Below are 24964 nucleotides of genomic sequence, written 5' to 3'. Positions count from 1 at the left end.
CGCGCGCGGGGGCGAAGCCCGAGTCAAAATCAGCCAAAAGCTGACAGCAACATCCGGAGTCAATGCAGCGGGAAGGCAGCACCGAAACATCCGTTGCATCGATGCCAGCGTCGTCAACTCGGACTCCACCATCGCCGTTATTTGACTATGATGAAGTAAAGACTTCGCAACATGACAGGTCGCCAGGCCGGGGTGGTGTACCGCGAACGTTGCGCGAAGCCTTTGGGGTAGCACTACCTACGCCTCGGACGTGAACTCTGACGGGAGTGAGGTATGGACATTTTTGGCCATTACGCTACGCGGTTCGAAGCTCGCAAGGAAGAGGAATACAGCATCCAGGAATACCTGGAGATCTGCAAGAAGGATCCGACTGCCTACGCGACCGCTGCCGAACGCATGCTCGCCGCGATCGGTCAGCCTGAGCTGGTGGATACCCACCATGATCCCAGGCTGTCCCGCCTGTTTTTCAACAAGGTCATTCGCATCTATCCGGCCTTCCGCGACTTCTACGGCATGGAGGACACGATCGAGCAGATCGTCTCGTTCTTCAAGCACGCGGCGCAGGGCCTGGAAGAGCGCAAGCAGATCCTGTATCTGCTCGGGCCTCCCGGCGGCGGCAAGTCCTCGCTCGCGGAAAAGCTCAAGGCGCTGATGGAACAGATCCCCATCTACGCGCTGAAGGGTTCGCCCATCCACGAGTCGCCCCTGGGTCTGTTCTCACCGGAAGAAGACGGCAAGATCCTGGAAGAGGATTACGGCATCCCGCTGCGCTATCTCAATACCATTGCCTCGCCATGGGCAGTGAAGCGCCTGCACGAGTTCAATGGCGACATCACCAAGTTCAAGGTGGTGAAGCTGCGCCCGTCGGTGCTGTCGCAGATCGCGATCTCGAAGACTGAGCCGGGCGACGAGAACAACCAGGACATCTCGTCGCTGGTGGGCAAGGTTGATATCCGCAAGCTCGAGGACTTCCCGCAGGACGACCCGGACGCGTACTCGTATTCCGGCGGCCTGTGCCTGGCCAACCGCGGCCTGCTCGAGTTCGTCGAAATGTTCAAGGCGCCGATCAAGGTGCTGCACCCGCTGCTGACCGCGACCCAGGAAGGCAACTACAAGGGCACGGAAGGCTTCGGCGCGATCCCGTTCGACGGCGTCATCCTGGCGCACTCGAACGAGGCCGAGTGGCAGACCTTCAAGGCGGACAAGAACAACGAGGCTTTCCTCGACCGGATCTATATCGTCAAGGTGCCGTACTGCCTGCGCGTGTCCGACGAAGTCAAGATCTACGACAAGCTGTTGCGCAGCAGTTCGCTGTCGGCCGCCCCGTGCGCGCCCAACACGCTGAAGATGATGGCGCAGTTCGCCGTGCTCACGCGCATCAAGGAGCCCGAGAACTCCAACATCTTCTCGAAGATGCGCGTCTACGACGGCGAGAGCCTGAAGGACGTGGACCCGAAGGCGAAGTCGTACCAGGAATACCGCGACTACGCCGGCATCGACGAGGGCATGAACGGGCTGTCGACGCGCTTCGCGTTCAAGGTCCTGTCCAAGGTCTTCAACTTCGACAACACCGAAGTGGCGGCCAACCCGGTGCACCTGCTGTACGTGCTCGAGCAGCAGATCGAGCGCGAGCAGTTCCCGCCGGAACAGGAAGCCAAGCTGCTGTCGTATATCAAGGAGTACCTGACCACGCCGTTCGTGGAGTTCATCGGCAAGGAGATCCAGACCGCCTACCTGGAGTCGTATTCGGAATACGGGCAGAACATCTTCGACCGCTATGTGGTGTTCGCCGACCTGTGGATCCAGGACCAGGAGTACCGCGATCCCAACACCGGCGAAATCCTCGACCGCAACGCGCTGAACGACGAACTCGAGAAAGTGGAAAAGCCCGCGGGTATCTCGAACCCCAAGGACTTCCGCAACGAGATCGTCAACTTCGTGCTGCGGGCGCGGGCCAACAACGGTGGCAAGAACCCGGTCTGGACCAGCTATGAAAAGCTGCGGATGGTGATCGAGAAGCGCATGTTCTCCACCACGGAGGACCTGCTGCCGGTGATCTCGTTCAACGCCAAGTCTTCCCGCGAAGACCAGGACAAGCACGAGAACTTCGTCAACCGCATGGTCGAGAAGGGGTACACGCCCAAGCAAGTGAGACTGTTGGTGGAGTGGTATCTGCGCGTAAGAAAGTCATCGTAACGGCGCCGCGGAACGGGTCTCTCAACGAGGGCAACATATGGCTACGGTCATCGATCGGCGCGAAAACGGCGGCAACAAGAGTGCCGTCAACCAGCAACGCTTCATCAAGCGCTACCGCGAGCAGATCCGGCAAGCGGTGGCAAAGGCGGTGTCCGGCCGGAAGATCATGGACATCGAGCAGAGCGGGCAGGTGTCCATTCCGGTCAAGGACATCAGCGAACCGATCTTCCACCACGGCCCGGGCGGGCGGCGCGAGTGGATTCACCCTGGCAACAAGAAGTTCGTCAAGGGTGATTCCTTCGACCGCCAGCAGCAGGGCGGCGGCGGGACCGGTTCGCGCGCCAGCGACAGCGGCGAGGGCGAGGACGATTTCGTCTTCACGCTGTCGCGCGAGGACTTCCTCAATTTCTTCTTCGAGGACATGGCGCTGCCGGACCTGGCCAAGCGCCACCTCGCCAAGATTGCCGAGGTGCGCAAGGTGCGCGCCGGCTATTCCATCGACGGCACCCCGTCCAACCTGTCGATCCTGCGCACCATGCGCAGTTCGCTGGGGCGGCGCATCGCCTTGTCCAGCCCTTACCAGAAGCGCCTGCGCCAGCTGGAGCTGGCCTATGCCGAGGCACTGGAGAAGGACGGACCGTACGCCGAGGGCACGCTCGAACTGATGGAAAAGATGCGGCACCTGCGCGCCTGCATCGACCGCGTTCCGTTTATCGAGAAGCTCGATCTGCGCTACAACAACCGCGTGCTGAAGAAGCGCCCGCAGGCGCAGGCGGTGATGTTCTGCCTGATGGACGTGTCCGGCTCGATGGACGAGAGCCGCAAGGACCTGGCCAAGCGCTTCTTCATGCTGCTGTACCTGTTCCTGAAGCGCAACTACGAGCGCATCGACGTGGTGTTCATCCGCCATCACACCGTGGCGAAGGAAGTCGAAGAGGAAGATTTCTTCCACTCGCGCGAGTCCGGCGGCACCGTGGTGTCGAGCGCGCTGAAGCTGATGGTGGAGGTCATCCACGACCGCTACCCGCCCAGCCAGTGGAACATCTATTGCGCGCAGGCCTCCGACGGGGACAACTGGGCCGGCGACTCCGAGTTGTGCGGGCGGCTGCTGCGCGAGTCGATCCTGCCGCTGGTGCAGTATTACGCCTATGTGGAGGTAGCATCGGAAGAGCCGCAGAACCTCTGGGAAGAGTATCTGACGGTGAAGAGCCAGTTCGATCACTTTGCGATGCAGCGCATCATCGGCGCGGACGAGATCTACCCGGTGCTGCACGACCTGTTCCAGAAACGCGCGGCATAATCAGTGCTGGCCGGCCGATTGCCGGCAAGCCGCGGTGAAGAAGGGCAATATTGGCAAGACAGGGGACCTGGCGGCGCGCCCGTGCCGCAAGCACCGGCCTGCCTGGCTTGCGCGGACGAAAGGGGCGAAGATGGCTTATCTGTCCACGGGTTCGGAATGGACCTTCGAGCTGATCAACCGGTATGACCGCGAGATTTCCCGCATCGCCGGCGAATTCGGCCTGGATACCTATCCCAACCAGATCGAGATCATCACGGCGGAGCAGATGCTCGACGCTTATGCGTCGGCGGGGCTGCCGGTGGGCTACAGCCACTGGTCCTACGGCAAGCACTTCCTGGCGTCGGAGCGCAGCTACCAGCGCGGGCACATGGGGCTGGCCTACGAGATCGTCATCAACTCCAATCCCTGCATCGCCTACCTGATGGAGGAGAACACCATGCCGATGCAGGCGCTGACGATCGCGCATGCCTGCTACGGCCACAATTCCTTCTTCAAGGGCAACTACCTGTTCCGCACCTGGACCAACGCCGACGCCATCGTCGACTACCTGCTGTTCGCGAAGAACTACGTGGCCGAGTGCGAGCAGCGCTACGGCGAGCAGGAGGTGGAGCTGCTGCTGGATTCCTGCCACGCGCTGCAGAACTACGGCGTGGACCGCTACAAGCGGCCCAAGAAGCTGTCGATCACCGAGGAAAAGGCGCGCCAGGCCGACCGCGAGAACTACCTGCAGATGCAGGTCAACGACCTGTGGCGCACGCTGCCCAAGCACCGCCCGCACGCGCTGGCGTCGGAAGACGAAACGGCCGAGCCGGATGTGCCGTTCCCGCCCGAGCCGCAGGAGAACCTGCTGTACTTCATCGAGAAGAACGCGCCCAAGCTGGCGCCGTGGCAGCGCGAGATCGTGCGCATCGTGCGCAAGATTGCGCAGTACTTCTACCCGCAGCGCCAGACCAAGGTGATGAACGAAGGCTGGGCCACGTTCTGGCACTACACCATCATCAATCAGCTGTACGAGGAAAAGCTGGTCAACGACGCCTTCATGATGGAGCTGCTGCAGGCGCACACCAACGTCATCTACCAGCCGCCGTACCACAGCCCCTACTACAGCGGCATGAACCCCTACACGGTAGGCTTCCTGATGTTCCAGGACCTGCGCCGCATGTGCGAGAACCCGACCGACGAGGACTATCGCTGGGCGCCCGAGATCGCCGGCACCGACTGGCGCAAGACGCTGGACTTCGCCATGCGCAACTTCAAGGACGAGAGCTTCCTGCTGCAGTTCCTGTCGCCGCGCGTGATCCGCGAGCTCAAGCTGTTCTCGGTGCTGGACGATGACCGCGAGGGCAAGCTGCGCGTGACCGCGATCCACGACGACGAGGGCTACCGCGCGATCCGCCAGCTGATGGCGGCGCAGTATGACCTGTCCAGCATGGAGCCCAACATCCAGGTCACCAACGTCGATGTCGGCGGCGACCGCTCGCTGACGCTGCGCCACCTGCAGAACGACCGGCGGCCGCTGGCGCACAACTTCGATGAGGTGGTGCGGCACGTGACCCGGCTGTGGGGCTTTACCGTGCGGCTGGAAGTGGCCTATGAAGACGGCCGCACCGAGCTGAAGTACGAATGCAAGCCTGAGCGCCGCCACCGCCGCCCGCACGGCAGCGGGCTGAGCCTGGCCGCCTGACCGGCAGGCGGCGACCCGGGCCCCGCCGCTTCAGGCGGCGGGCGCCGGCTCGCACCAGTCGCGCACCAGTTCCACCGCCTTGCGGCCGTCCCCGGCGCACACCGCTTCGCCCAGCACCCGGCTCCACCAGCGTTCCGACCCGTCCGCCACGCGCCACGCATGCAGCCGGCGCGTGTAGAGCTGCAGGTCATATTCCTCGGTAATGCCGATGGCGCCGTGCACGGCATGCGCGATCGCGGCCACCGGCGTGACCGCGTCGCTGGCGCGCAGCTTGCCGATCGCCGCGCGCAGCGGGTCGGGCGTGGCGCCGTCGCTGTCGCAGGCCAGCTGCGCCGCCACCCGCGCCGCGGCGACCTGCTCGGCCATCTCGCTGACCTGGTGCTGGATCGCCTGGAACTTGCCGATGGCGCGGCCGAACTGCTGGCGGTCGTTGGCGTACTGCAGCGTAACGTCAAGCACATGCGACAGGGCCCCGGCCAGTTGCGCCGCATGCAGGCACGCGCCCAGCGTGCGCACGGTGCCGGCCGGCAGCTGGAACGCCGCGGGCGCGGCGGCGTCCGGTCGCGGCACGCGCAGGGTCAGGTCGCCGTGCGCGCCGGTGGCCTCGGCGCGCGCCGCCGCGGCGGACAGCAGCAGGCAACGCTCGCCGTCCTGCACCAGGAACCACTGCGCATGGCGGGCGTCCGCCACCAGCGTGGCGGCGGCGCCGTCGTCAAGGCTTGCCAGCGCGATCGGGCCGTCTGGCAGCGCGACGCCGTTGGCATGCAGCAGCGCGCGCGCAAAAACGGTCTGCGCCAGCGGCAGCGGCAGGGCGTGGCGGCCGGTGACAAACAACACCGGCGCCAGCTCGCGCAGCGGCAGCGAGGCGCCGCCGGCGGATTCGGGCAACAGGCAGTCGGCGAAGCCGCTGTCTTGCAGCGCTTGCCATAGCGGCTGCGGGTCGGCCTGCTGTTCCAGCGCGCGCACCGTGGCGGGCGTGCAGCAGTCGCGCAGCAGCGCGTCGAGGGCATCGGAGTAAGCGTTATGCATGGGCAATCTCGTTCAGGATGGCGGCCGGCGGGGCCGGATCAGCGCAGGCCCAGCCCGCGCGCGATCATGCCGCGCAGGATTTCGCGGGTGCCGCCGCGCAGCGAGTACGACGGCGCGATCTGCGTCACATAGGCCAGGGTGCGATACAGCGCGCCATCGGCCGCGAATGCCGGTTCGTCGCCGAGCGCGGCTTCCACCAGCGCCGGCACCGACTGTTCGAAGGTGGTGCCCAGGTCCTTCACCAGCGCTGCCTCGACCACCGGGCTTTCGCCCGCGGCCAGGCGCGCCGTGACCGCCAGCGACATTGCGCGCAGCACCGCCAGGTGGCCGGCGAGGCGGCCCGCGGTGACGGTGTCGCGGCGCGCCGGCGGCAGCTGGCGCAGGGCGTCGAGCCAGGTGTCGAGCAGCACCACGCTCGAATACAGCCGTTCCGGGCCGCTGCGCTCGAACGCCAGCTCGGCGTTGACCTGCTCCCAGCCGCTGCCTTCGTTGCCGACCAGCGCATCCGGCGCCAGCGCCACGTCGTCGAAGGTCACTTCCGAGAAGTGCGCATCGCCGGCCAGGTCGCGGATCGGCCGCACCGTGACGCCGGGCGCGTGCAGGTCGACGATGAACTGCGACAGCCCGGCCTGACGGTCCTGCGGCGTGCCCGAGGTGCGTACCAGCGCAATCATGAAGTGGCAGCGGTCGGCGTTGGTGGTCCAGATCTTGCGCCCGTTCAGGCGCCAGCTGCCATCCGGCTGAAGCACCGCGCGCGTGGCCACGCTGGCCAGGTCCGAGCCGGAATTGGGCTCGCTCATGCCGATGCAGAAAAAGGCCTCGCCGCGGCTGATCGCGGGCAGGTAGCGCGCCTTCTGCGCGTCGTTGCCGTAGCGCAGGATCAGCGGGCCGCTCTGGCGGTCGGCGATCCAGTGCGCCGACACCGGCGCGCCGCAGGCCAGCAACTCTTCCACCAGCACGAAGCGCGAGAACGGATCCAGCCCCGCGCCGCCGTACTGCGCGGGCAAGGTGATGCCGACCCAGCCGCGCGCGGCCAGCGCCCGGCTGAATGCGGCATCGAAGCCCATCCACGAGCGCGCGCGTGTTTCCGGCGGCAGCGCCGGCAGGTGTTGTTCCAGGAAGGCCCGCACCTCGGCGCGGAACGCGACGGCGCGCGGCGGCAGTGTGGTGAGGGTGAAGGTGGAGAGCAATGCGGTCACGGTGAAATCCTGTGGCTTGATACTTTGAAGTCGGTTCCAGATGCCAGCGCCGTGCGCCCGTCCCCCGCTTGCGGGTGACGGGCTGGGGAAGAAGGAAGGCGGTGGCACGCCGCTGCGCAAGACCTTGTCGACACGCCGGCCCTCACCCCAACCCTCTCCCGCAAGCGGGAGAGGGAGAAAACCGTCGCTGGAGAAGGTCTTGCTACAGGGTGCGCGTCTTCACGTGCCGAAGGCTTGCTCCCCTCTCCCGCTTGCGGGAGAGGGGCAGGGGGTGAGGGAAGACGCAGGCACGCCGCAACCTTGATGCCATCGAGGCGCAAGCTCATGGGTTCACCGTCCTGCCAGCAGCCGGCGCGCGGTATAGGTCATGACCTGCTCCCCGCGCTGGTTGAACACCTCGATGCGCGAATCCACCACCGCGCGGCCGCTGCGCGAGGTCGGGCGGATGCCGGTCACGGTCACGGTGGCGTGGATGGTGTCGCCCACCAGCACCGGGGCGTGGATCTGCTGCGTGAGTTCCAGCATGGCCAGCCCGGTGCCCTGGATCATGGTCTGCAGGATGAAGCCTTCGATCAGCGCGTAGGTCAGCGCCCCCGGCACCGGCCGCCCCTGGATCGCGCCGCCGCCGTAGCCGGCTTCGATAAAGATGGCCTCGACCATGCCGGTGACCGAGATGAAGTTGACCAGATCAGTCTCGGTCACGGTGCGGGCGAAGGTGCGGAAGGCCTGGCCCTCGTGCAGGTCTTGCCAGTAGAAGCCCTGGCCCAGGCGGGGCAGTTGTGCATGCGTCATGGTGTCTCCCTGGCGGTCGCACAGCGTGCGGCACCGCTGCGTTGCAGTTGCTCGATTTCGTCGGCACCCAGGCCGGCCTGTGCCAGCACATCCCTGGTGTGCTCGCCCAGCCGCGGCGGCACGGCCAGCGGCGCGCGCTGGCCATCGAAACGCACCGGCGCGCCGGGAAAGCGCAGCGTGCCCATGGCGGGATCCTCGGCGGTCTCGAAGAAGCCCGTCGCGGCCAGGTGCGGATCGTCCTGCAGGTCGTCCAGCGCATTGATGCGCGCCACCGGGATCTGCAGGCGTTCGCACAGCGCCGCCCAGTGCGCGGTGCTGTGCCCTTGCACGATCTCGCCGGTCAGTTCGTACAGGGTCTCGATATGCTCGGTGCGGGCGGCGATGTCGGCAAAGCGCGCATCGGCAGCCAGCTCGGGGCGTCCGGCGGCATGGAAGAAGTCGCGCCAGTGCGCGTCGGTGTACGGCATCATGCAGACGTGGCCATCCGCGCTGCGGTAGGGGCGGCGCAATGGCGCCAGCACGCGCGGATAGCCGCTCGGGCCGCGCGGCGGCTCGAAGTGGTGGCCGTAGAAGTGCTCGACCAGGTTGAACGCCACCATCGATTCGAACATCGGCACCTCGACCAGCGTGCCAGCGCCGGCGCCGCCATCGGCCTGGCGCCGCGCGCGCCCGGCCAGCGCCGCGCAGACCGACAGCGCGGCCACCAGCCCGCTGGTCTTGTCGGCGGCAATGGTGGGGAAGTAGCGGCTGTCGCCGGTCTGCGCCGCCATCAGCGCGGCATTGCCGGACAGGCCCTGGATGATGTCGTCATACGCCGGCCGGCCGCCGTAGGGGCCGTCCTCGGCAAAGCCCAGCAGGCTGACAAAGACCAGATCGGGGTGGCGCGCCCGCACCGCATCGGGCGCCAGCCCCAGCGCTGCCAGCTTCTGGGGGCGCATGCTGTGCATCAGCACGTCGGCGCCGGCCAGCACGCGCTCCAGCGCCGCCTGCGCGGCCGGCTGCTTCAGGTCCAGCACCACGCTGCGCTTGCCGCGGTTGACCCCCAGGAAGATCGCCGCCATGCCGGGTTCGGCGGCGGGTCCGGTGCGGCGCGTGGAATCGCCCTCGGGCGGCTCGACCTTGATCACCTCGGCGCCCAGGTCGGCCAGCCACTGGCTGGCATACGGCCCCATCACCACCGTGGACAGGTCGACCACGCGGATGCCTGCAAGCGGCAGCATAGTGTCTCCGATCTTTTGTACTGTGGGCCACAGGGTAGATCAGGGGGGCGGGCTGGTCTAATATTAGTTTTTTAGGAATTGATATTCATTGGATATTGCAGACCATGGACCTGCGCCAACTGCAGCAGTTCGTCGCCCTGGCCGAGACCGGCAACTTTCACCGCGCCGCCGAGCGGCTGCACATGGCGCAGCCGCCGCTTTCGATCTCGATCCGCAAGCTCGAGGAGCAGCTCGGCACGGCGCTGTTCGTGCGCACCTCGCGCGGGGTGCGGCTGACGCAGGCGGGCGAGGCCGCGCTGCATGACGCGCGCCGGGCGCTGTTTCACGCGCAGCAGGCGCGCGCCGCGGCGATGGCGGCGGGGCAGGGCGAGCGCGGCGCGTTGCGCATCGGCTTTATCGGCTCGGCGACTTATGCGCTGCTGCCCAAGCTGATCCCGGCGTTCCGCGCCGCGCATCCCGGCATCGAGCTGATCCTGCATGAATCCACCACCGCCGCGATCCTCGACCGGCTGGAGAGGCACCAGATCGATGCCGGACTGGTGCGCTTCCCGATCCTGAGCAGCGGCGGCTATGCACTGACGCCGCTGGAGAACGATGTCTTCGTCGCCGCGGTGCCGGCCGACAGCCCCTTGGCGCGCGCGGACGCGATCGCGCTGCGCACGCTGGCCGATGAGCCCTTCATCATGTATCCGGCGGCGCAGGTGCCCAACCTGCATGCCGTGGCGATGATGCTGTGCCAGCAGGCGGGCTTCGTGCCGCGCGTCACGCAGGAGGCGGTGCAGGTGCAGACCCAGGTGAGCCTGGTGGAAAGCGGATTGGGCGTGGCGCTGGTGCCGAGCGTGGCGGCGCGCTACGCCAACCGGCGCGTGCGCTTCCTGCCGTTGTCGAGCCCGCGGCCGGCGGGCCGCATCGGCATCGCGCTGGCGGCGCGGCCCGATGACGGCGACCGCCAGGTGCAGCGCTTCCTGGCGGCGGCGCAGGCCGCGGTGCAGTAGCCGGCGCAGCCGGGCGGCGTCAGGCGGCGCGGGGGCGCGGGGCGCGCGGCCGGATCGCCGGAGTCACGCCGGCCCGCTCCAGGTTGACACCGGGCAGCAGGTGCAGCAGCCGCACCAGTTCGGACTGGCGGTGCGTGCCGGTCTTGCGCAGCGTGTCGCGGATATGCACGCGCACGGTATGGGGCGAGAGGAACTCGCGCTCGGCGATCTCGTTCAGGGTTTCACCGGCGGCGAGCCGGATGGCGATGATGCTCTCCTTGCGCGACAGCCCGAACAGCGACGTCAGCACGCCCGCATCCAGCACCGAGCGCGATTCGGAATTGCCCAGCAGCAGCATCGCCGCCGGCAGCTGCCACGGGCCCTCCACCGGCTGGCGCGAGACCAGCGGCGTGACGATGATCGGCACCGGCTGCCCGCCCGAGGTGATATGCATCCACGAGCCCGACGCGGCGTCGGCGCCGCGGCCGCGCATGGCGCCGTCGAGCAGCCTGCGCAGCACCGCCTGCAGCGCGTCGCTGTGGGCGCGCAGCACGCCGTCCTGGAGCGACAGGTGGCTGTCGGCCCGCACCAGCGCTTCGGCCCAGCTGTTGGCGTAGCGCACGCGCAGGTCGGCCTGCAGCACCATTACGCCGAAGTCCAGTGTGTCGAGCCCGGCCAGGCCCAGGCTGGCCAGCCCGCTCAGTTCGAAGTTGCGCTGCTGCATGCGCGCGGCGCGCACCCAGTGCGGCATGACGTGGGACAGGCGCCGTTCGCGCTGGCCGGTGCTGATGCTGCCGGCGTTGGTGCCGCTCATCAGCACGCAGACTTCGGCGTTCTCGACCAGGCGGATGCCTTGCTCCAGCTCGCTGCAGGCCAGCGCCGCGGCATCGGTCGCGGCGGTCGCGGCGGTCGCGGCGCCGTTGCAGCACATCGCGGCCGCGTCGAGCAGGGCGGGGCCGGCACCGTGGCAGGCGCCGTCGAGCGTCCCGGGCAGGCGGTCCGGCAGGCTGGCACCGCCGGTGAAGCAGCCGTGCGGGGTCACGCCGAGCCGGGCATGGCCGGCCAGCTTGTCCCAGATCAGGTAGCGCGGGCTGACGGTGCAGGTGTAGCGTGAAAACAGGTCGAGGGCGGCGGGCATGGCCGCGACGTCCAGCGCGGACTCATAGATGGAGTCGACCAGACGATGGAAGTCCTCGTCCGTTGTCGGGTGTTCGCCCATGTTCAGATCCCCCCGGTGGCAAACGCCTCTTGCTCTGCGCCACGGCAAGTGGCCACATCCCTTCGTGTTATCGGTTCCGTTCTGGCGTTCTGTAGTGGCGCCGATACGGCTGCTGCCGGCAGCGCCTTGTCGGTCGCGCTTGCCGTGCCGCAATCATGCCAAACAATGTTGTATGTTTTATACCCCGTGTTGGGGGGGGAAACCCCCGATTGTGCGGCGCAAAATTTTCATCCGGCCTTAGGTAGCGGCGCTTTCGGAGCCCGGTACGAGCTGGCCCAAGGCAGCCTCGGCCGCTCGCCCGGATTGCAGGCGGTCACTGGGGCGCGGCCTTTGGCGCCAGTGCCCCGGCGGGCAACTCCACCGTGCCGCCATCGACCTGGATGGTCAGGTTGGGCGACGCCATGCGGATGCCGCTGGCGTCGAAGTTGTGCTTGAGCCGGGCATTGAAGGCGCGCGTGATCTCCGCCTGCATCAGCGGCCGGGTCTTGATCTGCGCCATCACCACGGGCCCGCTCGGGTCGAAGCGGTCCAGGCCCAGGATCTCGAGCCCGGACATCAGCTTGCGGCCGTAGCGGTGGTCGCGCGCCAGCTCGGCGCCGGTGGTGCGGATCAGTTCCAGGGCCTGGTCCAGGTCGCTCTGGTAGCTGATGCCGATGCTGAGCACGGCGTAGCCGTAGCCGCGCGACAGGTTCTTGACCGCCTTGATCTGGCTGTACGGCAGCGTGTGCAGCGCGCCGCGGCCGTCGCGCAGCTTGACGGTGCGGATGGTCATGGCCTCGACCACGCCGGCGTGGTCGGGGAGCTCGATCGAGTCGCCGATGGCGATGGAATCCTCGACCACGATAAACAGGCCGGTGATCAGGTCCTGCACCAGGCTTTGCGCGCCGAAGCCGATCGCCAGGCCGACCACCCCGGCCCCCGCCAGCAGCGGCGTCACGTTGACCCCCAGGTTGGCCAGCACCACGATCACGGTCAGCACCAGCAGGCCGATGAACGAGGCATTGCGCACCAGCGGCAGGATGGTCCTGGCGCGCAGGCTGGGCTGCGCTGCGCGCGCGTGCGCGGGCGACAGGGACTGCGTGATGGCGGTATCGATCAGCAGCCAGACCAGCCAGGCCAGCAGCACGGTGCTGGTGACGCGGAACGCGGTTTCGGTCAGGTGGCGGCCGATGGCCGATGATTCGGCCAGCCGCACCAGCGAAGAGCCCCACACGCGCATGACCATTTCCACGAACCCTGCCCAGACCAGCACCCGCACCAGCGCCAGCGCAAAGCGCCCGAAGCGCTGCAGGTAGGCCGAGCGGCGGCGGTCGCGGATGCGCGGCGCGCGCGCGCCGGCCTTGGGCGAGCGCCCCAGCACCATGGTCAGCAGCAGCGCGGCGACGAACAGCGCCACCGACGCCACGGTGCGGCGCAGGAACACATCGGCATGGCCGGTGGCCAGCACCGTGCCGATCACCGATGCCACCACCACGGCCAGCACCGGCAGGTGCCAGGCGTGGCCGGCCAGGCGCAGCAGGTCGGTCACGGCGGGATGGGCCTGGCGCAAGGCCAGCGGCCGCTGGCTGATCAGCTGGCCGACCTGGCGGCGGAAACCCAGCGCGAACGCGCCGATGCCCAGCGCCGCGGCAATATTGGCCAGGGTCGCGACCAGCGCGCACAGGTTGCCGCCCAGCACCGCGACCACGCGGCCGTCGGCTGCGCCGTTGCCCAGCGCGGCCAGCGCGCCGGTGCAGAACAGCAGCCACGGCGAACGCGCCAGCAATTGCCGCACCGCCAGTTGCCGGTGCGCAGTCCGGAACAGCGCGAAGATGACCTGGCACACCGCCGCCGCGACCGCGCCGGCGACGATGGCGTAGGCCAGCAGCACGGCGGCGACGCTCGCCGGCGATTGCGCGAACAGCTGCCGCGCCAGCAGCAGCGTCAGCCCGAACGCCACCACCCACGGCCCGATATGGCGCAGCATGTAGGTGCCGACGTCGAGCCACGACGGCAGGTCGGGCAGCTTGCCGCGCGGCGCGTGCGCGGCACCGGCCGTGCGCCGCCGCCGCAGCCGATGTCCGGCCTCGCGCAGCAGCCAGCCGCAAACACCCCATGCCGCCAGCACCAGCGCGAACTCGCGCAGCGAGTCCAGTGCCGGGCGCGTGCCGCCCTGCGTCAGCGCGGCGCGCCATTCCTCGGCCGCGAAGCGCGTGCGCCAGCCCCAGTACTGCCACGGGCCACGGTCTTCGCGCAGGTGCGAGTCGACTTCGTCCAGCACCTGCGCCACGGCGCCGATCAGCCCGGACGCCGAAGCGGCGGCCGGCGCCGCCGTGGCCGCGGACGCCGCCAGGCCCTGCCGCAGGGTTTGCAGCTGGCGTACCAGCGCGCGCCGCTCGCCGTCGTCCTGCAGCGTGGTGATGACCTGGTCCAGCGACTGCGCCAGCGGCATGCTGGCGGCAGCGCCGCTGGCGGGCGCCGCTTGTTTTTCCGTCGGCGCCAGCAGCGCGGCGAGCGGGCCGGCGGGGGCGGCGCGCACCGGCATGGCGCACAGCAGCGCCAGCACGCTGGCCAGCAAGGCCAGTGCCGTGGCCAGGGCGGCTGGCGGGCGGCGTCGGGCGAAGGCGTGAGGGTCGGGTTTGCGCATGGCGGGAGATCGTCTGCCGGCTGGCACCGGCAACGGAATGGCCATCGATCGCGCCACTGTAACGCATCGGTCGCGCGGTGTGCCGGGCGGGCGCCCTGGCGCGCGCATTGGGCGCACTCGTCGCATTCGTCGCTTCAGACGATGCATCGGCGGCCCCGATCCCCGAATCTCGAACCCACTCCGGTACCGGCGTTTGCGCGCCTGCCGGCTTCAACCCGACTTCAACCAGAACGCGGCCGCGCAACGCCGGCCGCACGGCACAAGAGACAAAGGAAAGACGGCATGGAACTCAATGCATCGGTATCGGCAGTGGTGACGGGTGGCGCTTCGGGGCTGGGCGCGGCGACGGCGCGGGCACTGGCGGCACAGGGCGTGCGCGTGGCCCTGTTCGACCTGAACGCCGAGAAGGGCGAAGCACTGGCGCGTGAACTCGGCGGCGTGTTCTGCCAGGTCAACGTGACCTCCGAGGCCGAGGTCGAGGCCGGCTTTGCCAGGGCGCGCGCCGCCATCGGCCAGGAGCGCATCCTGGTCAACTGCGCCGGCACCGGCAACGCCATCAAGACCGCCTCGCGCGCCAAGGAGGCGCCGGACCAGATCAAGCATTTCCCGTCCGATGCCTTCGAGCGCATCATCCAGATCAACCTGATCGGCACCTTCCGCTGCATCGCGCGTTCGGCCGCCGGCATGCTGACGCTGGACACCGCCGGCGGCGAGCGCGGCGTGATCATCAACACCGCTTCGGTGGCGGCGCAGGACGGTCAGATGGGGCAGGCGGCGTACTCGGCGTCGAAGGCCGGCGTAGTCGGCATGACGCTGCCGATCGCGCGCGACCTGGCGGGCGAGGGCATCCGCGTCAACACCATCCTGCCGGGCATCTTCAATACGCCGTTGCTGCAGGGCGCGGCCGAAAACGTCAAGGCCGCGCTGGCCGCGTCGGTGCCGTTCCCGAAGCGCCTGGGGCAACCGGAAGAGTTTGCCTCGCTGGCGGTCGAGATGTGCCGCAACGGCTATTTCAACGGCGAGTCGGTGCGCCTGGATGGCGCCATCCGCATGGCGCCGCGCTGAAATCACCACCGGCCAGTCGCCATGTGCGCACGCGCGTCACGCGCGTCCGCACCTGGCATGAAATCTTTGGGAGACGCGATGGATTTCAGCTATCTGACGACGCTGCCTCACGCGGTGCGCCATTTCGCGCGCCTGCGGCCCGAGGCGGTGGCGTATTCGTTCGAGGGCCGGCAGACCACCTACGCCGGGTTCGAGCGCAACACGGACCGCGTGGCGCAGGCCTTGCTGGCCGAAGGCGTGCGCGCGGGCGACCGCATCGGCTATATCGGCAAGAACAGCGACCACTATTTCGAGCTGCTGCTGGGCGCGGCCAAGACCGGCGCGGTGATGGCGCCGGCCAGCTGGCGCCTGGCGCCGCCCGAGGTGGAGTTCATCCTCGCGCATTGCGATGCCGTGGTGCTGTTTGTCGGCGCCGAGTCGGCGGCGCTGGTGCGCAACCTGCTGCCGGCGCTGCCGCTGGTGCGCAAGGTGGTGGTGATGGAGCCGTGCGACGGCCAGGGCGACTGGCCTTGCTACACCGACTGGCGCGACGCGCATCCGGCCACGCCCCCGGCGCATGAGCCGGCTGCGCATGACGTGGTGCTGCAGCTGTACACGTCGGGCACCACCGGCCGGCCCAAGGGGGCGATGCTGACGCACCGCAACCTGACCATCGGCACCGAGGTCAGCGAGCGCGAACAGCTGGCCTGGTCGCACTGGGTGGCCGACGATATTTCGCTGGTGGCGATGCCGGTGGCGCATATCGGCGGATCCGGCTGGGGCTTGCGCAACCTGCTGTCCGGCGCCAAGGGCGTGGTCGCGCGCGAGTTCGATCCGCGCGCGGTACTCGACTTCATCGAGAAGGAGCGCGTCAGCAAGCTGTTCCTGGTGCCGGCCGCGATGCAGATCGTGCTGCGCGACCCACGCGCGCGCAAGGTCGACTATTCGCGCCTGAAGTACCTGCTGTACGGCGCCGCGCCGATTCCCGCGGCGCTGCTGCGCGAAGGCATCGAAGTGTTCGGCTGCGGCTTCGTGCAGCAGTACGGCATGACCGAGACCACCGGCACCATCGTCGCGCTGCCGCCCGAGGACCACACCACCGACGAGGTGCCGCGCATGCGCGCGGCGGGCAAGGCGCTGCCGGGGGTCGAGCTGAAGGTGGTCGATTACGAAGGGCGCCAGCTGGCACCGGGTGAAGTGGGCGAAGTGGTGGTGCGCTCGCAGCACAACATGGCCGGCTACTGGAAGCAGCCCGAAGAGACCGCGCGCACCATCGATGCCGACGGCTGGCTGCGCACCGGCGACGCGGGCTACATGGATGCCGAGGGCTACCTGTACATCCATGACCGCGTCAAGGACATGATCATCAGCGGCGGCGAGAACGTCTATCCGGCCGAGGTCGAGAGCGCCATCTACGGCCATCCGCAGGTGGCCGACGTGGCCGTGATCGGGGTGCCGGACGAGAAGTGGGGCGAGGCGGTCAAGGCCATCGTCGTGCTCAAGCCGGGGCAGGCGGCCGACCGCGATGCCATCCTCGCCTGGACGCGCCAGCGCGTGGCCGGCTTCAAGGTGCCGAAGAGCATCGAGTTCGTCGACGCCCTGCCGCGCAACCCGTCGGGCAAGCTGCTGCGCCGCAAGCTGCGCGAGCCCTTCTGGGAGGGCATGAACCGGCAGGTGAACTGACGCCCGCCGCAGCAAGACAAAAGCCCGCCGCAACCCGGCGGGCTTTTTTCCGACGGTGTCAGCCCGGACGCTTATTCCTTCTTGATCACGCTGATCTTGCCGTCGGCTTCCAGGTAGAGCGCCTTGACGCTTTCGATCGAATCGACGCCATGCTGGCGGTACTTGGCTTCGAGTTCCTCGTCGGTGATGTTCTCGCGCCGCATGTTCTCGTGCAGCTTGACCCCGTCGCGCACCAGCAGCACCTTCCTGGCTTCGGCGAAGCGCTGGAAGCCCGGGTATTTGTAGGCCAGGAAGTCGATCAGCCGGTTCCAGACGATCAGCGTGATCACCAGCAGCACGGCGTCGGCCACGCCTTCGCCCTTGCCCGCCATGCCGTTCTGCGCCGCGTCGGCGACGATCACGATCAGCAGCAGGTCGGCGATTCCCATCGAGCCGATGTCGCGCCGCACCACGAAGCGGAACAGCAGGAACAGCGACCAGTACATGACCGTGCCGCGCACGATGGTTTCGAGCGGCGAGACGGTGAAGAAGAGCGCTTCGCGCCAGTCGATCGAAAAGTCCATGCCGGCAACGCCGCAACTTTCTTGCCAGCCGAGGCACAGCAGGGAAGGGCCGCGCCGTGGCGCCGACGCCGCTATATCGCAGGTATCGAATGGTAATTCTTACAGGCACGCGCCGACCACGGTGGCCGTGCCTGCAAACCACGGTCAGTCGGCCTGGATGCCAAACTCCTTCACGACCCTGGTATAGCGCGCGGTATCGCTGGCAATCAGCCTGGACAGCACCGCCGGCTCGCCGCCGGAAGGCGTAACGGCGATGGTGGCCATGCGCGCGACCACGTCGGGCATCTTCAGGATCTCGTTGACGTGCGCGTTGAGCGTGCGCACCACCTCGGCCGGCATGTTCTTCGGCCCCAGCAGTGCCTGCCAGGCACCGATCTCGACATCCTTGTAGCCCAGTTCGGCCAGCGTCGGCACGTTGGGCGCGAACGGCGAGCGCTTCTGGTCGGCCACTGCCAGCGGCACCAGGCTGCCGTTGCCGACGTACTGCGAGATCGCGCCGTAGGTGATGTAGGTGACCGGCACCTGGCCGCCGATCACGTCGACGATGGCGGGGGCCAGACCACGGTATGGCACCTGGCTGATCTTGATGCCGGCGGACTTGTTGAACAGCTCGCCCATGATGTGCATCGGCGAGCCGTTGCCCGGGGTGGCATAGGTCTCGACCTTGCCGGCCTTGGCGCGCGCCACCAGGTCGCTGACCTTGGTGATGCCGGTGCCCTTGTTCACCACCACGAACAGCGACTGCGTGCCGATCTGGCTGATCGGCGTGAAGTCCTGCTGCACGTCGTAGCTGGCGCCGGTGCCGGCGCGCAGCACCAGCGGCGCGATCGCGACGGTGTTGGGCGCGAGCAGCAGCGTGTGGCCGTCCGGGTTGGCGCGCGCCACGTAGGCGCTGCCGATGGTGCCGGCGGCGCCGGTGCGGTTTTCCACCACCACGGATTGCTTCAGGCGCGGGGCCAGCTTCTCGGCCAGCATGCGGGCCAGCACGTCGACGTCGCCGCCGGCGGGGTAGGCGACGACGATGGTGACGGTCTTGCTCGGGTACGAACCCTGTGCCAGCGCGCTGCCGGCGCCCAGCAGGGCGGCGGGAGCGAGCGTGGCGGCGGCCAGCGTGGCCAGGAGGTGGCGTCGTGCGGACTTCATGATCTTCAGACCTCGGTAAAACCGGGCACCGGCCCAGGGGGCGGTGCCGCGTTGCGTGGAACCGGCGCGCGTCGGCGGCTCGGATGGATCGGACGGACTCAGAAGATGTGCTTGATGCCGAGCATCGAGCCCCACTGGTTCTCGCCCGGGCGCGGGGCGGAACCGGGCGAGCCGCCGCTGACCGACATCGCCAGCTGGCCGCCGTTGTTGATAAAGCCTGCGGTGGCATAGACCGAGGTGCGCTTGCTGAAACTGTAGGTCGCGCGCAGCGCGTACAGCATGGCCTGGTTGTCGCTGCCGTGGTAGTTCAGGAAGTACACCTGCCCGGCCAGGTTGACCGCCGGCGTGATGTCGTGCGAGACGCCGGCGTAGTACAGGTCGCTGACCGGCGTCGGGCTGCCCTCGTTGTCGCGGCGGATCCAGCCGGCGCCGAGCTTGGTGTTCTTCAGCAGCATGTAGCCGCCCAGCGACAGGCGGTCGTCGGTCAGGTTGCTGTTGGTCAGGCCGCCGAAGGCGCCGGGGCCGCCGCGCTGCGAGTCATAGGCCGCGATCACGCCCCAGCTCTTGTTGTCGTAGCCGATCATGGCCGACCATTCGCGGCACGCCTTCTTGTCGGCCGGGTTCTCGCCGGCGCAGTTGGTGCCGGCGGGACTTGGGCCGGCATTGACCGCGTCGCGCCCGAAGCTGTAGGTGGCGCCGACCACGAAGCCCTTGAAGTTGGCCTTGTACGCGACCGCGTTGTCGGCGCGCGTATTGGGCAGGTAGCTGTCGAGCGAGCCGGAGCCGTAGACGTTGGGTCCGAGGATGTCGCTGTCGAGGATGGCCCAGAACAGCATGGTGTACTGGCGGCCGAACGACAGCTGGCCGTACGGGTTGCTCAGGCCGACCAGCGCCTGGCGCCCGAACAGGCGCCCGCCCTGGTTGGCGCTGCCGGTGTCGGGCGAGAAGCCCGATTCCAGCACGAACAGGCCCTTGAGCCCGCCGCCCAGGTCTTCCGTGCCGCGGATGCCCCAGCGCGACGGCACCGTGGCGGTGTTGTTGGGCATGCGCACCAGGCCGTCGCCATTGGCGCCGACATTGCTCACGTACTCGACGCCGCTGTCGATCACGCCGTACAGCGTGACCGACGATTGCGCCGATTGGGCCGAGGCCAGCAGGGGGGAAGCCGCAAGCAGCGCCGCGGCGGTTCGTGCAAGTTTCATCTACCGGTTTCCTTCCGTTTCCGTCTTATGGTGTTTTGGTCTTGTGCTCCCGGTACCACTGCGGATGGCGGCACCGGATGTCGTCTCGGTCTCTTTTGTGTTTTATATATGAAACATCAAACAACATAAGAAACGTTGAGCAAAATATAGCTGCGACTTTCCCGGAAATGTGAGGAGGGTTATCCCTAAAGCCGGGTGGCCGGATGGCCGTTGCTGGCGTCGCGGCGCCATTTGCCGGCTTGCCTATCGTTAACCCTGATCCCATTGCCGCCACCGCAACGCCTATCCTTCAAGGGTTTTATTTGCCAACTATAGTTTTATATATGGAACAAAATCAGCCCAAGCCGTCCACGGAACCGGATCGCGGGTTGCTGAAGGCACTCGACAGCGGCTTTGCCCAGCGCGTGGCGCAGGTGGATGGCGAGCGCGTTGCCTACCGCTGCGGCGGTGGCTCCGGGCCGGTGGTGGTGCTGCTGCATGGCATCAGCTCCGGGGCGGCGTCGTGGCTGCCGTGCGCCAGCCTGCTCGCCGCGCATGCGCGCGTGATCGCCTGGGACGCGCCGGGCTATGGCGATTCGTCGCCGCTGGCGCAGGCGCGGCCGCTGGCCGCGGACTATGCGCGGCGGCTCGAGGGCCTGCTGCAGACCCTGGGCGTGCAGCCGGCGCTGGTGGTCGGGCACTCGCTGGGCGCGCTGATGGCGGCCGCCCATGCCGCCACCGCGCGCCAGCTGCCGGCGCGCCTGCTGCTGCTGAGCGTGGCGCAAGGCTACGGCGCGGCCGGCAAGGAGGCGCAGGCCAGCGCGGTGGCGAGCCAGCGCCTGGAGGCGCTGGCCTCGCTGGGCGTGGAAGGGCTGGCCGAGCGCGGCCCGGGGCGGCTGCTCAGCGAAGCGGCCGATGCGGGCGCGCAGGCCTGGGTGCGCTGGAACATGCGGCGGCTGAACCCGGACGGCTACCGCCAGGCGGTGGCGATGCTGTGCGGCGACGACATCGACGCCTACCTGGCGCGCCGCCCTGAACACATGCCGACGCAGATCGCCTGCGGCGGCCGCGACGTCGTCACCACGCCCCCCGCCTGCGCGGCGCTGGCCGAGCGCTTCGGCCTGCCGTTCTCGCTGATCCCGGATGCGGGGCATGCCTGCTACATCGACCAGGCCGCCGCCACGGCGCGGCTGATCCGTTCGGCCCTGCCGGACGGCCGCTGATTGCCGCGGCGGCGTCCTGCCGCCGCGGTCCCGCATCGGCGGCGCCTTCGCTTGCGCCGCACCGCCGGGCAATCTGCCCGGTCGCGGGTTAACCCCAGTCAATTTTTGCGCCGTCGTTGTCTATAGTCGTACCTGTGTTCAATATCTAAACCAGTGTTTCATTAGTAAAACGTAGCGCGGCAACCCGGAGACGGCCAGCCGCACACGCGGAACACGGTCCCCCTGCTGCAAGACATGGAGCCAAGCGCAATGGAAAGCCTCTCGTACAACCCGAACCTGGTGCCCTGGGAGCGTCCGGCGCCGAACAACGTGGCGGGCAAGGGCCATATCGAGCAACCCGGCAAGGTCGCCAACATCGTCTGGCAGACCCGCGCCGCCGCACCGAGCGCGTACGAGAACGCGCTCGGCGACGCCCTCGAGGCCGCCTTCGAAGGCGGTGCGCAGAACCCGCAGGACATCGTGCGCGCGTTCAATGCCGCCGGCTTCCTCACCGTCGACAGCCAGCCCTGGACTGAAGAGCGCTTCCTGTCGGAAATGCGCCGCCTGGGCGCCTGAGCCCAAAGCCGCCCCAGCAAAGCGTTAGCGAGAACCACATGGAATCGAACAAGCAAGCCCGCGCCGAAGCCCGCCTCAACACCGGTCTGCGCAACTACTGGTACCCGGTTGCCGCCTCGTGGGCGGTGACCCATGCCCCGATCGGCATCACCCGCCTGAGCCAGAACATCGTGCTGTGGCGCGACGGCGCCGGCCAGGTGCACGCGCTGGAAGACCGCTGTCCGCACCGCGGCGCGCGGCTCTCGATGGGCTGGAACCTGGGCGACCGCGTCGCCTGCTGGTACCACGGCGTCGAAGTCGGCGGCGACGGCCAGGTCAAGAGCGTGCCGGCGGTGGAAAGCTGCCCGCTGGAAGGCCGCACCTGCGTGCGCAGCTACCCGGTGCAGGAAAAGGCCGGCGCGATCTTCCTGTGGTTCGGCGAGCAGGCCCCGCAGGGCGAGGGCAGCCCCGACGAACTGCGCCTGCCGGAGGAACTGGCCAGCGACGCGCACAGCCACTTCCTGTGCGTGGCGCACTGGGACTGCAACTACCGCTACGCCATCGACAACGTCATGGACCCGATGCACGGCGCCTACCTGCACGCGGTGTCGCATTCGATGGCTGCCGGCGAGAAGTCCGCGGTGATGCAGATCCGCGAGACCGAGCACGGCCTGGTGTTCGAGAAGACCGGCCAGCGCGGCGTCAACTTCGACTGGGTCGAGTTCGGCGAGACCGGCACGCTGTGGCTGCGCCTGGCGATCCCGTACCGCGCCAAGGTCGGCCCCGGTGGCCCGTTCGGCATCGTCGGCATGGCCACCCCGGTGGATGAAGACCACTGCATGGTGTTCTTCTGGCGTACCCGCCACGTGCAGGGCTGGGAGCGCGACGTATGGCGCTTCCTGTACCGCAACCGCCTGGAGCAGCTGCACTGGGACGTGCTGGAGCAGGACCGCGTGGTGCTGGAAATGATGGCCCCCAACGCGCGCGACCACGAGATGCTGTACCAGCACGATGCCGGCATCACGCGCGTGCGCCGTCTGCTCAAGCGCCGCGCCGAGCAGGAAGTTGCCGACGAGCCGGTGGCCGTGCTCAAGCCTGCGGGAGCCGCCAGCCATGCCTGAGGCCATCACGAACAACACGCTGCTGGCCGGCCGCAAGGTGCTGGTCACCGGCGCCGCGCGCGGCCTGGGGCTGTCCTTCGCCACCTCGCTGGCCGAAGCCGGCGCCGCCGTGGCGATGGCCGACATCCTGGCCGAGCGCCTGCAGCAGGAAGCCGATGCGCTGCGCGCCCGCGGCCTGAAGGTGGTGCCGGTCACGCTCGACCTGTCGGATCCCGCCTCGGTGCAGGCCTGTGCCGACGCGGCGGTGACGGCGCTGGGCGGCCTCGACGGCCTGGTCAACAACGCCGCCGTGACCGACTCGGGCGGCCGCGACGCCGGTGCCATCGACATCGCCACCTGGGACCGCGTGATGAACGTCAACGTGCGCGGCACCTGGCTGATGACCACGGCCTGCCTGCCGGCGCTGCGCGCCAGCGGCCGCGGCGCGGTGGTCAACCTGGCCTCGGACACGCCGCTGTGGGGCGCGCCCAACCTGCTCGCCTATGTGGCCAGCAAGAGCGCCATCATCGGCATGACCCGCTCGCTGGCGCGTGAACTGGGCAAGGACCAGATCACGGTGAACGCCGTGGCGCCGGGCCTGACCCTGGTGGAAGCCACTGAATACGTGCCGCAGCATCGCCACGACCTCTACCGCGAGCAGCGCGCGATCTCGCGCGAGCAGCTGCCCGACGACGTCTGCGGCGCGGTGCTGTTCGCGCTGTCCGACCTCGCCCGTTTCGTGACCGGCCAGACGCTGGCGGTCAACGGCGGCTTTGTCATGCATTGATCCACCGATCCACCGATAGCCACATCCAAGCACAAGGAATCCAAATGAGCGATCTTTCCCAACAGCAAAACATCAAGCGTTCCTGGGACCAGCCGGAGGGCGCCTCGTTCGACCAGTGGATGGAGAGCCGCGTCGCGCGCTTCTCCACGCGCAAGTACGACTGGGACGCGCTGAAGTTCCAGGCCGACTACGACCCCAAGTACCGCCGCGCGCAGATGCGCTACCTGGGCACCGGCGGCACCGGCGTGGCCGCCGACACCAACACCGTGCCGAGCGAGCACTTCACCTTTTCCACCATGGTCATCCCGGCCGGCCATGAAGGCCCGTCGCATCTGCACACCGACGTGGAAGAGGTGTTCTTCATCCTGCGCGGCAAGGTCAAGCTGATCCTGGAAAAGGACGGCGAGCGCTTCGAGACCATCCTGACCGAGCGCGACCTGGTGTCGGTGCCGCCGGGCGTGTACCGCGAGGAGATCAACATCGGCGACGAGGACGTCTTGATGTGCGTGATGCTCGGCGCCAAGAAGCCGATCACGCCGACCTACCCGCCCGAGCACCCGCTGGCGCAGATCAAGCGCTGAGGCGCCCCCGGCCAGACCGCACGCACTGACCATGAACACCCACGCCATCCCGACCACGCCCGCCGCCAACGAGACCCCGGACAAGTACATCGTCCCGGGGCTGGAGCGCGGCCTGCGCCTGCTCGGCGAGTTCAGCAGCAAGGACCGCAGCATGTCGGCCGCGGAACTGGCGCGCCGCCTGAAGGTGCCGCGCTCCACCGTGTTCCGCCTGCTGGCCACGCTGGAAATGCTGGGCTTCGTCGAGCGCGCCGACGGCGGGCGCGATTTCCGGCTGGGCATGGCGGTGCTGCGGCTCGGCTTCGAGTACCTGGCGTCGCTGGAGCTGACCGAGCTGGGCCGCCCGCTGCTGGAGCGGCTGCGCGACGAGATCGGCTATCCGACCAACCTGGTGGTGCGCGACGGGCGCTCGATCGTGTATGTGGCCAAGGCGGTGTCGCCGCGGCCCTTCGCCAGCTCGGTCAACGTCGGCACGCGGCTACCCGCGCATGCCACCGTGCTGGGGCGCGTGCTGCTGGAAGACCTGACGCTGGCGGAGCTGCGCGCGCTGTACCCGGAGGCGCAGCTCGAAGTGTTCTCCGACAGCACGCCGCGCACCGCCGATGCGCTCTTCGCCATCGTCCAGCGCGACCGCGAGCGCGGCTACGTGCTGCAGGAAGGCTTTTTCGAATCGAGCATCTCGACCATCGCGGCGCCGGTGCGCGACCGCACCGGCAAGGTGGTGGCGGCACTGGGCGCGACCATCCCCGCCGCGCATATCGATCCCGAGCAGCTGGACGCGATGGTGGAGAAAGTCAGGGATAGCGCGGGCGAGCTGTCGCGCCTGCTCGACTACCGGCCGTCGCTGCACAGCGCCGGCAAGGTCGTGAATCTGTATCGGGAGTGAGGA

21 protein-coding genes are annotated in these 24964 nt (G+C 68.3%); 12 read left to right on the top strand and 9 right to left on the bottom strand.

Going from position 1 to position 24964, the window contains the following annotated elements; translation table 11 throughout:
- Positions 1–273 precede the first annotated feature (273 nt).
- The 3 genes from GA0116996_RS12225 (at position 274) to GA0116996_RS12215 (ending at position 5180) form a co-directional block, all read left to right on the top strand.
- Positions 274–2196 carry a PrkA family serine protein kinase gene (locus GA0116996_RS12225; RefSeq protein WP_012355394.1) on the top strand — a complete coding sequence of 641 codons (1923 nt, stop codon included), beginning with the start codon at positions 274–276 and terminating at the stop codon, positions 2194–2196.
- A 37-nt stretch (positions 2197–2233) separates the two neighbouring features.
- Positions 2234–3496 carry a YeaH/YhbH family protein gene (locus tag GA0116996_RS12220; protein WP_012355395.1) on the top strand — a complete coding sequence of 421 codons (1263 nt, stop codon included), beginning with the start codon at positions 2234–2236 and terminating at the stop codon, positions 3494–3496.
- A 130-nt stretch (positions 3497–3626) separates the two neighbouring features.
- Positions 3627–5180: a SpoVR family protein gene (locus GA0116996_RS12215; protein WP_092312262.1), complete on the top strand. Its 1554-nt coding sequence runs from the start codon at positions 3627–3629 to the stop codon at positions 5178–5180.
- Between the two features lie 30 nt (positions 5181–5210).
- Here the strand turns inward: GA0116996_RS12215 and GA0116996_RS12210 are convergent, their stop codons facing one another.
- From GA0116996_RS12210 to GA0116996_RS12195, 4 genes are all read right to left on the bottom strand, one after another.
- Positions 5211–6209 (bottom strand): acyl-CoA dehydrogenase family protein, encoded by a 999-nt coding sequence (locus GA0116996_RS12210; protein WP_092311422.1) that lies wholly within the window; start codon positions 6207–6209, stop codon positions 5211–5213.
- A gap of 38 nt (positions 6210–6247) precedes the next feature.
- Complete coding sequence (locus GA0116996_RS12205; protein WP_092311419.1) at positions 6248–7408, bottom strand: acyl-CoA dehydrogenase family protein; 1161 nt, start codon at positions 7406–7408, stop codon at positions 6248–6250.
- Positions 7409–7738: 330 nt separating this feature from the next.
- The gene (locus GA0116996_RS12200) at positions 7739–8200 is read right to left on the bottom strand and encodes a MaoC family dehydratase (protein ID WP_092311416.1); all 462 of its coding nucleotides are present in this window, start codon (positions 8198–8200) and stop codon (positions 7739–7741) included.
- Complete coding sequence (locus GA0116996_RS12195; RefSeq protein ID WP_092311413.1) at positions 8197–9420, bottom strand: CaiB/BaiF CoA transferase family protein; 1224 nt, start codon at positions 9418–9420, stop codon at positions 8197–8199. Before GA0116996_RS12195 ends, GA0116996_RS12200 begins: the two co-directional genes overlap by 4 nt.
- 104 nt (positions 9421–9524) lie before the next feature.
- On the opposite strand from GA0116996_RS12195, the gene GA0116996_RS12190 reads away from it, so the two are divergent.
- Positions 9525–10415 carry a LysR family transcriptional regulator gene (locus GA0116996_RS12190; protein ID WP_092311410.1) on the top strand — a complete coding sequence of 297 codons (891 nt, stop codon included), beginning with the start codon at positions 9525–9527 and terminating at the stop codon, positions 10413–10415.
- Positions 10416–10434: 19 nt separating this feature from the next.
- Here GA0116996_RS12190 and GA0116996_RS12185 read toward each other — a convergent pair whose 3' ends face one another.
- Both GA0116996_RS12185 and GA0116996_RS12180 read right to left on the bottom strand, forming a co-directional pair.
- Complete coding sequence (locus tag GA0116996_RS12185) at positions 10435–11613, bottom strand: helix-turn-helix transcriptional regulator (protein WP_092311407.1); 1179 nt, start codon at positions 11611–11613, stop codon at positions 10435–10437.
- 313 nt (positions 11614–11926) lie between these two features.
- Entirely contained in the window at positions 11927–14239 is a 2313-nt protein-coding gene (locus GA0116996_RS12180) for a mechanosensitive ion channel family protein (protein WP_092311404.1), read from the bottom strand.
- Between the two features lie 282 nt (positions 14240–14521).
- On the opposite strand from GA0116996_RS12180, the gene GA0116996_RS12175 reads away from it, so the two are divergent.
- On the top strand, positions 14522–15304 hold the full coding sequence (locus tag GA0116996_RS12175) for an SDR family NAD(P)-dependent oxidoreductase (protein WP_092311401.1): 783 nt from the start codon (positions 14522–14524) through the stop codon (positions 15302–15304).
- A 78-nt stretch (positions 15305–15382) separates the two neighbouring features.
- A complete protein-coding gene (locus GA0116996_RS12170) occupies positions 15383–16966 on the top strand; it encodes a fatty acid--CoA ligase (RefSeq protein WP_092311398.1) in 1584 nt (527 codons plus the stop codon).
- 71 nt (positions 16967–17037) lie between these two features.
- Here the strand turns inward: GA0116996_RS12170 and GA0116996_RS12165 are convergent, their stop codons facing one another.
- The 3 genes from GA0116996_RS12165 to GA0116996_RS12155 form a co-directional block, all read right to left on the bottom strand.
- Positions 17038–17529: a DUF421 domain-containing protein gene (locus GA0116996_RS12165; protein WP_092311395.1), complete on the bottom strand. Its 492-nt coding sequence runs from the start codon at positions 17527–17529 to the stop codon at positions 17038–17040.
- 144 nt (positions 17530–17673) lie between these two features.
- Positions 17674–18672 carry a Bug family tripartite tricarboxylate transporter substrate binding protein gene (locus GA0116996_RS12160; protein WP_092311392.1) on the bottom strand — a complete coding sequence of 333 codons (999 nt, stop codon included), beginning with the start codon at positions 18670–18672 and terminating at the stop codon, positions 17674–17676.
- A 98-nt stretch (positions 18673–18770) separates the two neighbouring features.
- Positions 18771–19874, bottom strand: coding sequence for a porin (locus GA0116996_RS12155; RefSeq protein WP_092311389.1), 1104 nt, complete (start codon positions 19872–19874; stop codon positions 18771–18773).
- A 323-nt stretch (positions 19875–20197) separates the two neighbouring features.
- Between GA0116996_RS12155 and GA0116996_RS12150 the strand changes: the two genes are divergently transcribed.
- The 6 genes from GA0116996_RS12150 to GA0116996_RS12125 all read left to right on the top strand — a co-directional run bounded on the left by GA0116996_RS12150 (position 20198) and on the right by GA0116996_RS12125 (position 24961).
- Positions 20198–21076 (top strand): alpha/beta fold hydrolase, encoded by an 879-nt coding sequence (locus GA0116996_RS12150; RefSeq protein ID WP_092311386.1) that lies wholly within the window; start codon positions 20198–20200, stop codon positions 21074–21076.
- 249 nt (positions 21077–21325) lie between these two features.
- Positions 21326–21631, top strand: coding sequence for a recombinase-like helix-turn-helix domain-containing protein (locus GA0116996_RS12145; protein WP_232344589.1), 306 nt, complete (start codon positions 21326–21328; stop codon positions 21629–21631).
- Between the two features lie 38 nt (positions 21632–21669).
- On the top strand, positions 21670–22731 hold the full coding sequence (locus GA0116996_RS12140) for an aromatic ring-hydroxylating dioxygenase subunit alpha (protein ID WP_092311384.1): 1062 nt from the start codon (positions 21670–21672) through the stop codon (positions 22729–22731).
- A complete protein-coding gene (locus tag GA0116996_RS12135) occupies positions 22724–23497 on the top strand; it encodes an SDR family oxidoreductase (protein WP_092311381.1) in 774 nt (257 codons plus the stop codon). The genes GA0116996_RS12140 and GA0116996_RS12135 overlap by 8 nt, the downstream gene beginning before the upstream one ends.
- 44 nt (positions 23498–23541) lie before the next feature.
- Complete coding sequence (locus GA0116996_RS12130) at positions 23542–24078, top strand: cupin domain-containing protein (protein WP_092311378.1); 537 nt, start codon at positions 23542–23544, stop codon at positions 24076–24078.
- 31 nt (positions 24079–24109) lie between these two features.
- Entirely contained in the window at positions 24110–24961 is an 852-nt protein-coding gene (locus GA0116996_RS12125; RefSeq protein ID WP_092311376.1) for an IclR family transcriptional regulator, read from the top strand.
- Positions 24962–24964 lie beyond the last annotated feature (3 nt).

This window comes from Cupriavidus alkaliphilus (assembly GCF_900094595.1).
GTDB classification, from domain to species: domain Bacteria; phylum Pseudomonadota; class Gammaproteobacteria; order Burkholderiales; family Burkholderiaceae; genus Cupriavidus; species Cupriavidus alkaliphilus.
This window is presented reverse-complemented; position numbering and strand designations above follow the sequence as displayed.

Coding starts and splice junctions, on each gene's coding strand:
- GA0116996_RS12225 (WP_012355394.1), top strand. CDS start 274: ATGGACATTTTTGGCCATTACGCTACGCGGTTCGAAGCTCGCAAGGAA.
- GA0116996_RS12220 (WP_012355395.1), top strand. CDS start 2,234: ATGGCTACGGTCATCGATCGGCGCGAAAACGGCGGCAACAAGAGTGCC.
- GA0116996_RS12215 (WP_092312262.1), top strand. CDS start 3,627: ATGGCTTATCTGTCCACGGGTTCGGAATGGACCTTCGAGCTGATCAAC.
- GA0116996_RS12210 (WP_092311422.1), bottom strand. CDS start 6,209: ATGCATAACGCTTACTCCGATGCCCTCGACGCGCTGCTGCGCGACTGC.
- GA0116996_RS12200 (WP_092311416.1), bottom strand. CDS start 8,200: ATGACGCATGCACAACTGCCCCGCCTGGGCCAGGGCTTCTACTGGCAA.
- GA0116996_RS12195 (WP_092311413.1), bottom strand. CDS start 9,420: ATGCTGCCGCTTGCAGGCATCCGCGTGGTCGACCTGTCCACGGTGGTG.
- GA0116996_RS12190 (WP_092311410.1), top strand. CDS start 9,525: ATGGACCTGCGCCAACTGCAGCAGTTCGTCGCCCTGGCCGAGACCGGC.
- GA0116996_RS12185 (WP_092311407.1), bottom strand. CDS start 11,613: ATGGGCGAACACCCGACAACGGACGAGGACTTCCATCGTCTGGTCGAC.
- GA0116996_RS12180 (WP_092311404.1), bottom strand. CDS start 14,239: ATGCGCAAACCCGACCCTCACGCCTTCGCCCGACGCCGCCCGCCAGCC.
- GA0116996_RS12175 (WP_092311401.1), top strand. CDS start 14,522: ATGGAACTCAATGCATCGGTATCGGCAGTGGTGACGGGTGGCGCTTCG.
- GA0116996_RS12170 (WP_092311398.1), top strand. CDS start 15,383: ATGGATTTCAGCTATCTGACGACGCTGCCTCACGCGGTGCGCCATTTC.
- GA0116996_RS12165 (WP_092311395.1), bottom strand. CDS start 17,529: ATGGACTTTTCGATCGACTGGCGCGAAGCGCTCTTCTTCACCGTCTCG.
- GA0116996_RS12160 (WP_092311392.1), bottom strand. CDS start 18,672: ATGAAGTCCGCACGACGCCACCTCCTGGCCACGCTGGCCGCCGCCACG.
- GA0116996_RS12155 (WP_092311389.1), bottom strand. CDS start 19,874: ATGAAACTTGCACGAACCGCCGCGGCGCTGCTTGCGGCTTCCCCCCTG.
- GA0116996_RS12150 (WP_092311386.1), top strand. CDS start 20,198: ATGGAACAAAATCAGCCCAAGCCGTCCACGGAACCGGATCGCGGGTTG.
- GA0116996_RS12145 (WP_232344589.1), top strand. CDS start 21,326: ATGGAAAGCCTCTCGTACAACCCGAACCTGGTGCCCTGGGAGCGTCCG.
- GA0116996_RS12140 (WP_092311384.1), top strand. CDS start 21,670: ATGGAATCGAACAAGCAAGCCCGCGCCGAAGCCCGCCTCAACACCGGT.
- GA0116996_RS12135 (WP_092311381.1), top strand. CDS start 22,724: ATGCCTGAGGCCATCACGAACAACACGCTGCTGGCCGGCCGCAAGGTG.
- GA0116996_RS12130 (WP_092311378.1), top strand. CDS start 23,542: ATGAGCGATCTTTCCCAACAGCAAAACATCAAGCGTTCCTGGGACCAG.
- GA0116996_RS12125 (WP_092311376.1), top strand. CDS start 24,110: ATGAACACCCACGCCATCCCGACCACGCCCGCCGCCAACGAGACCCCG.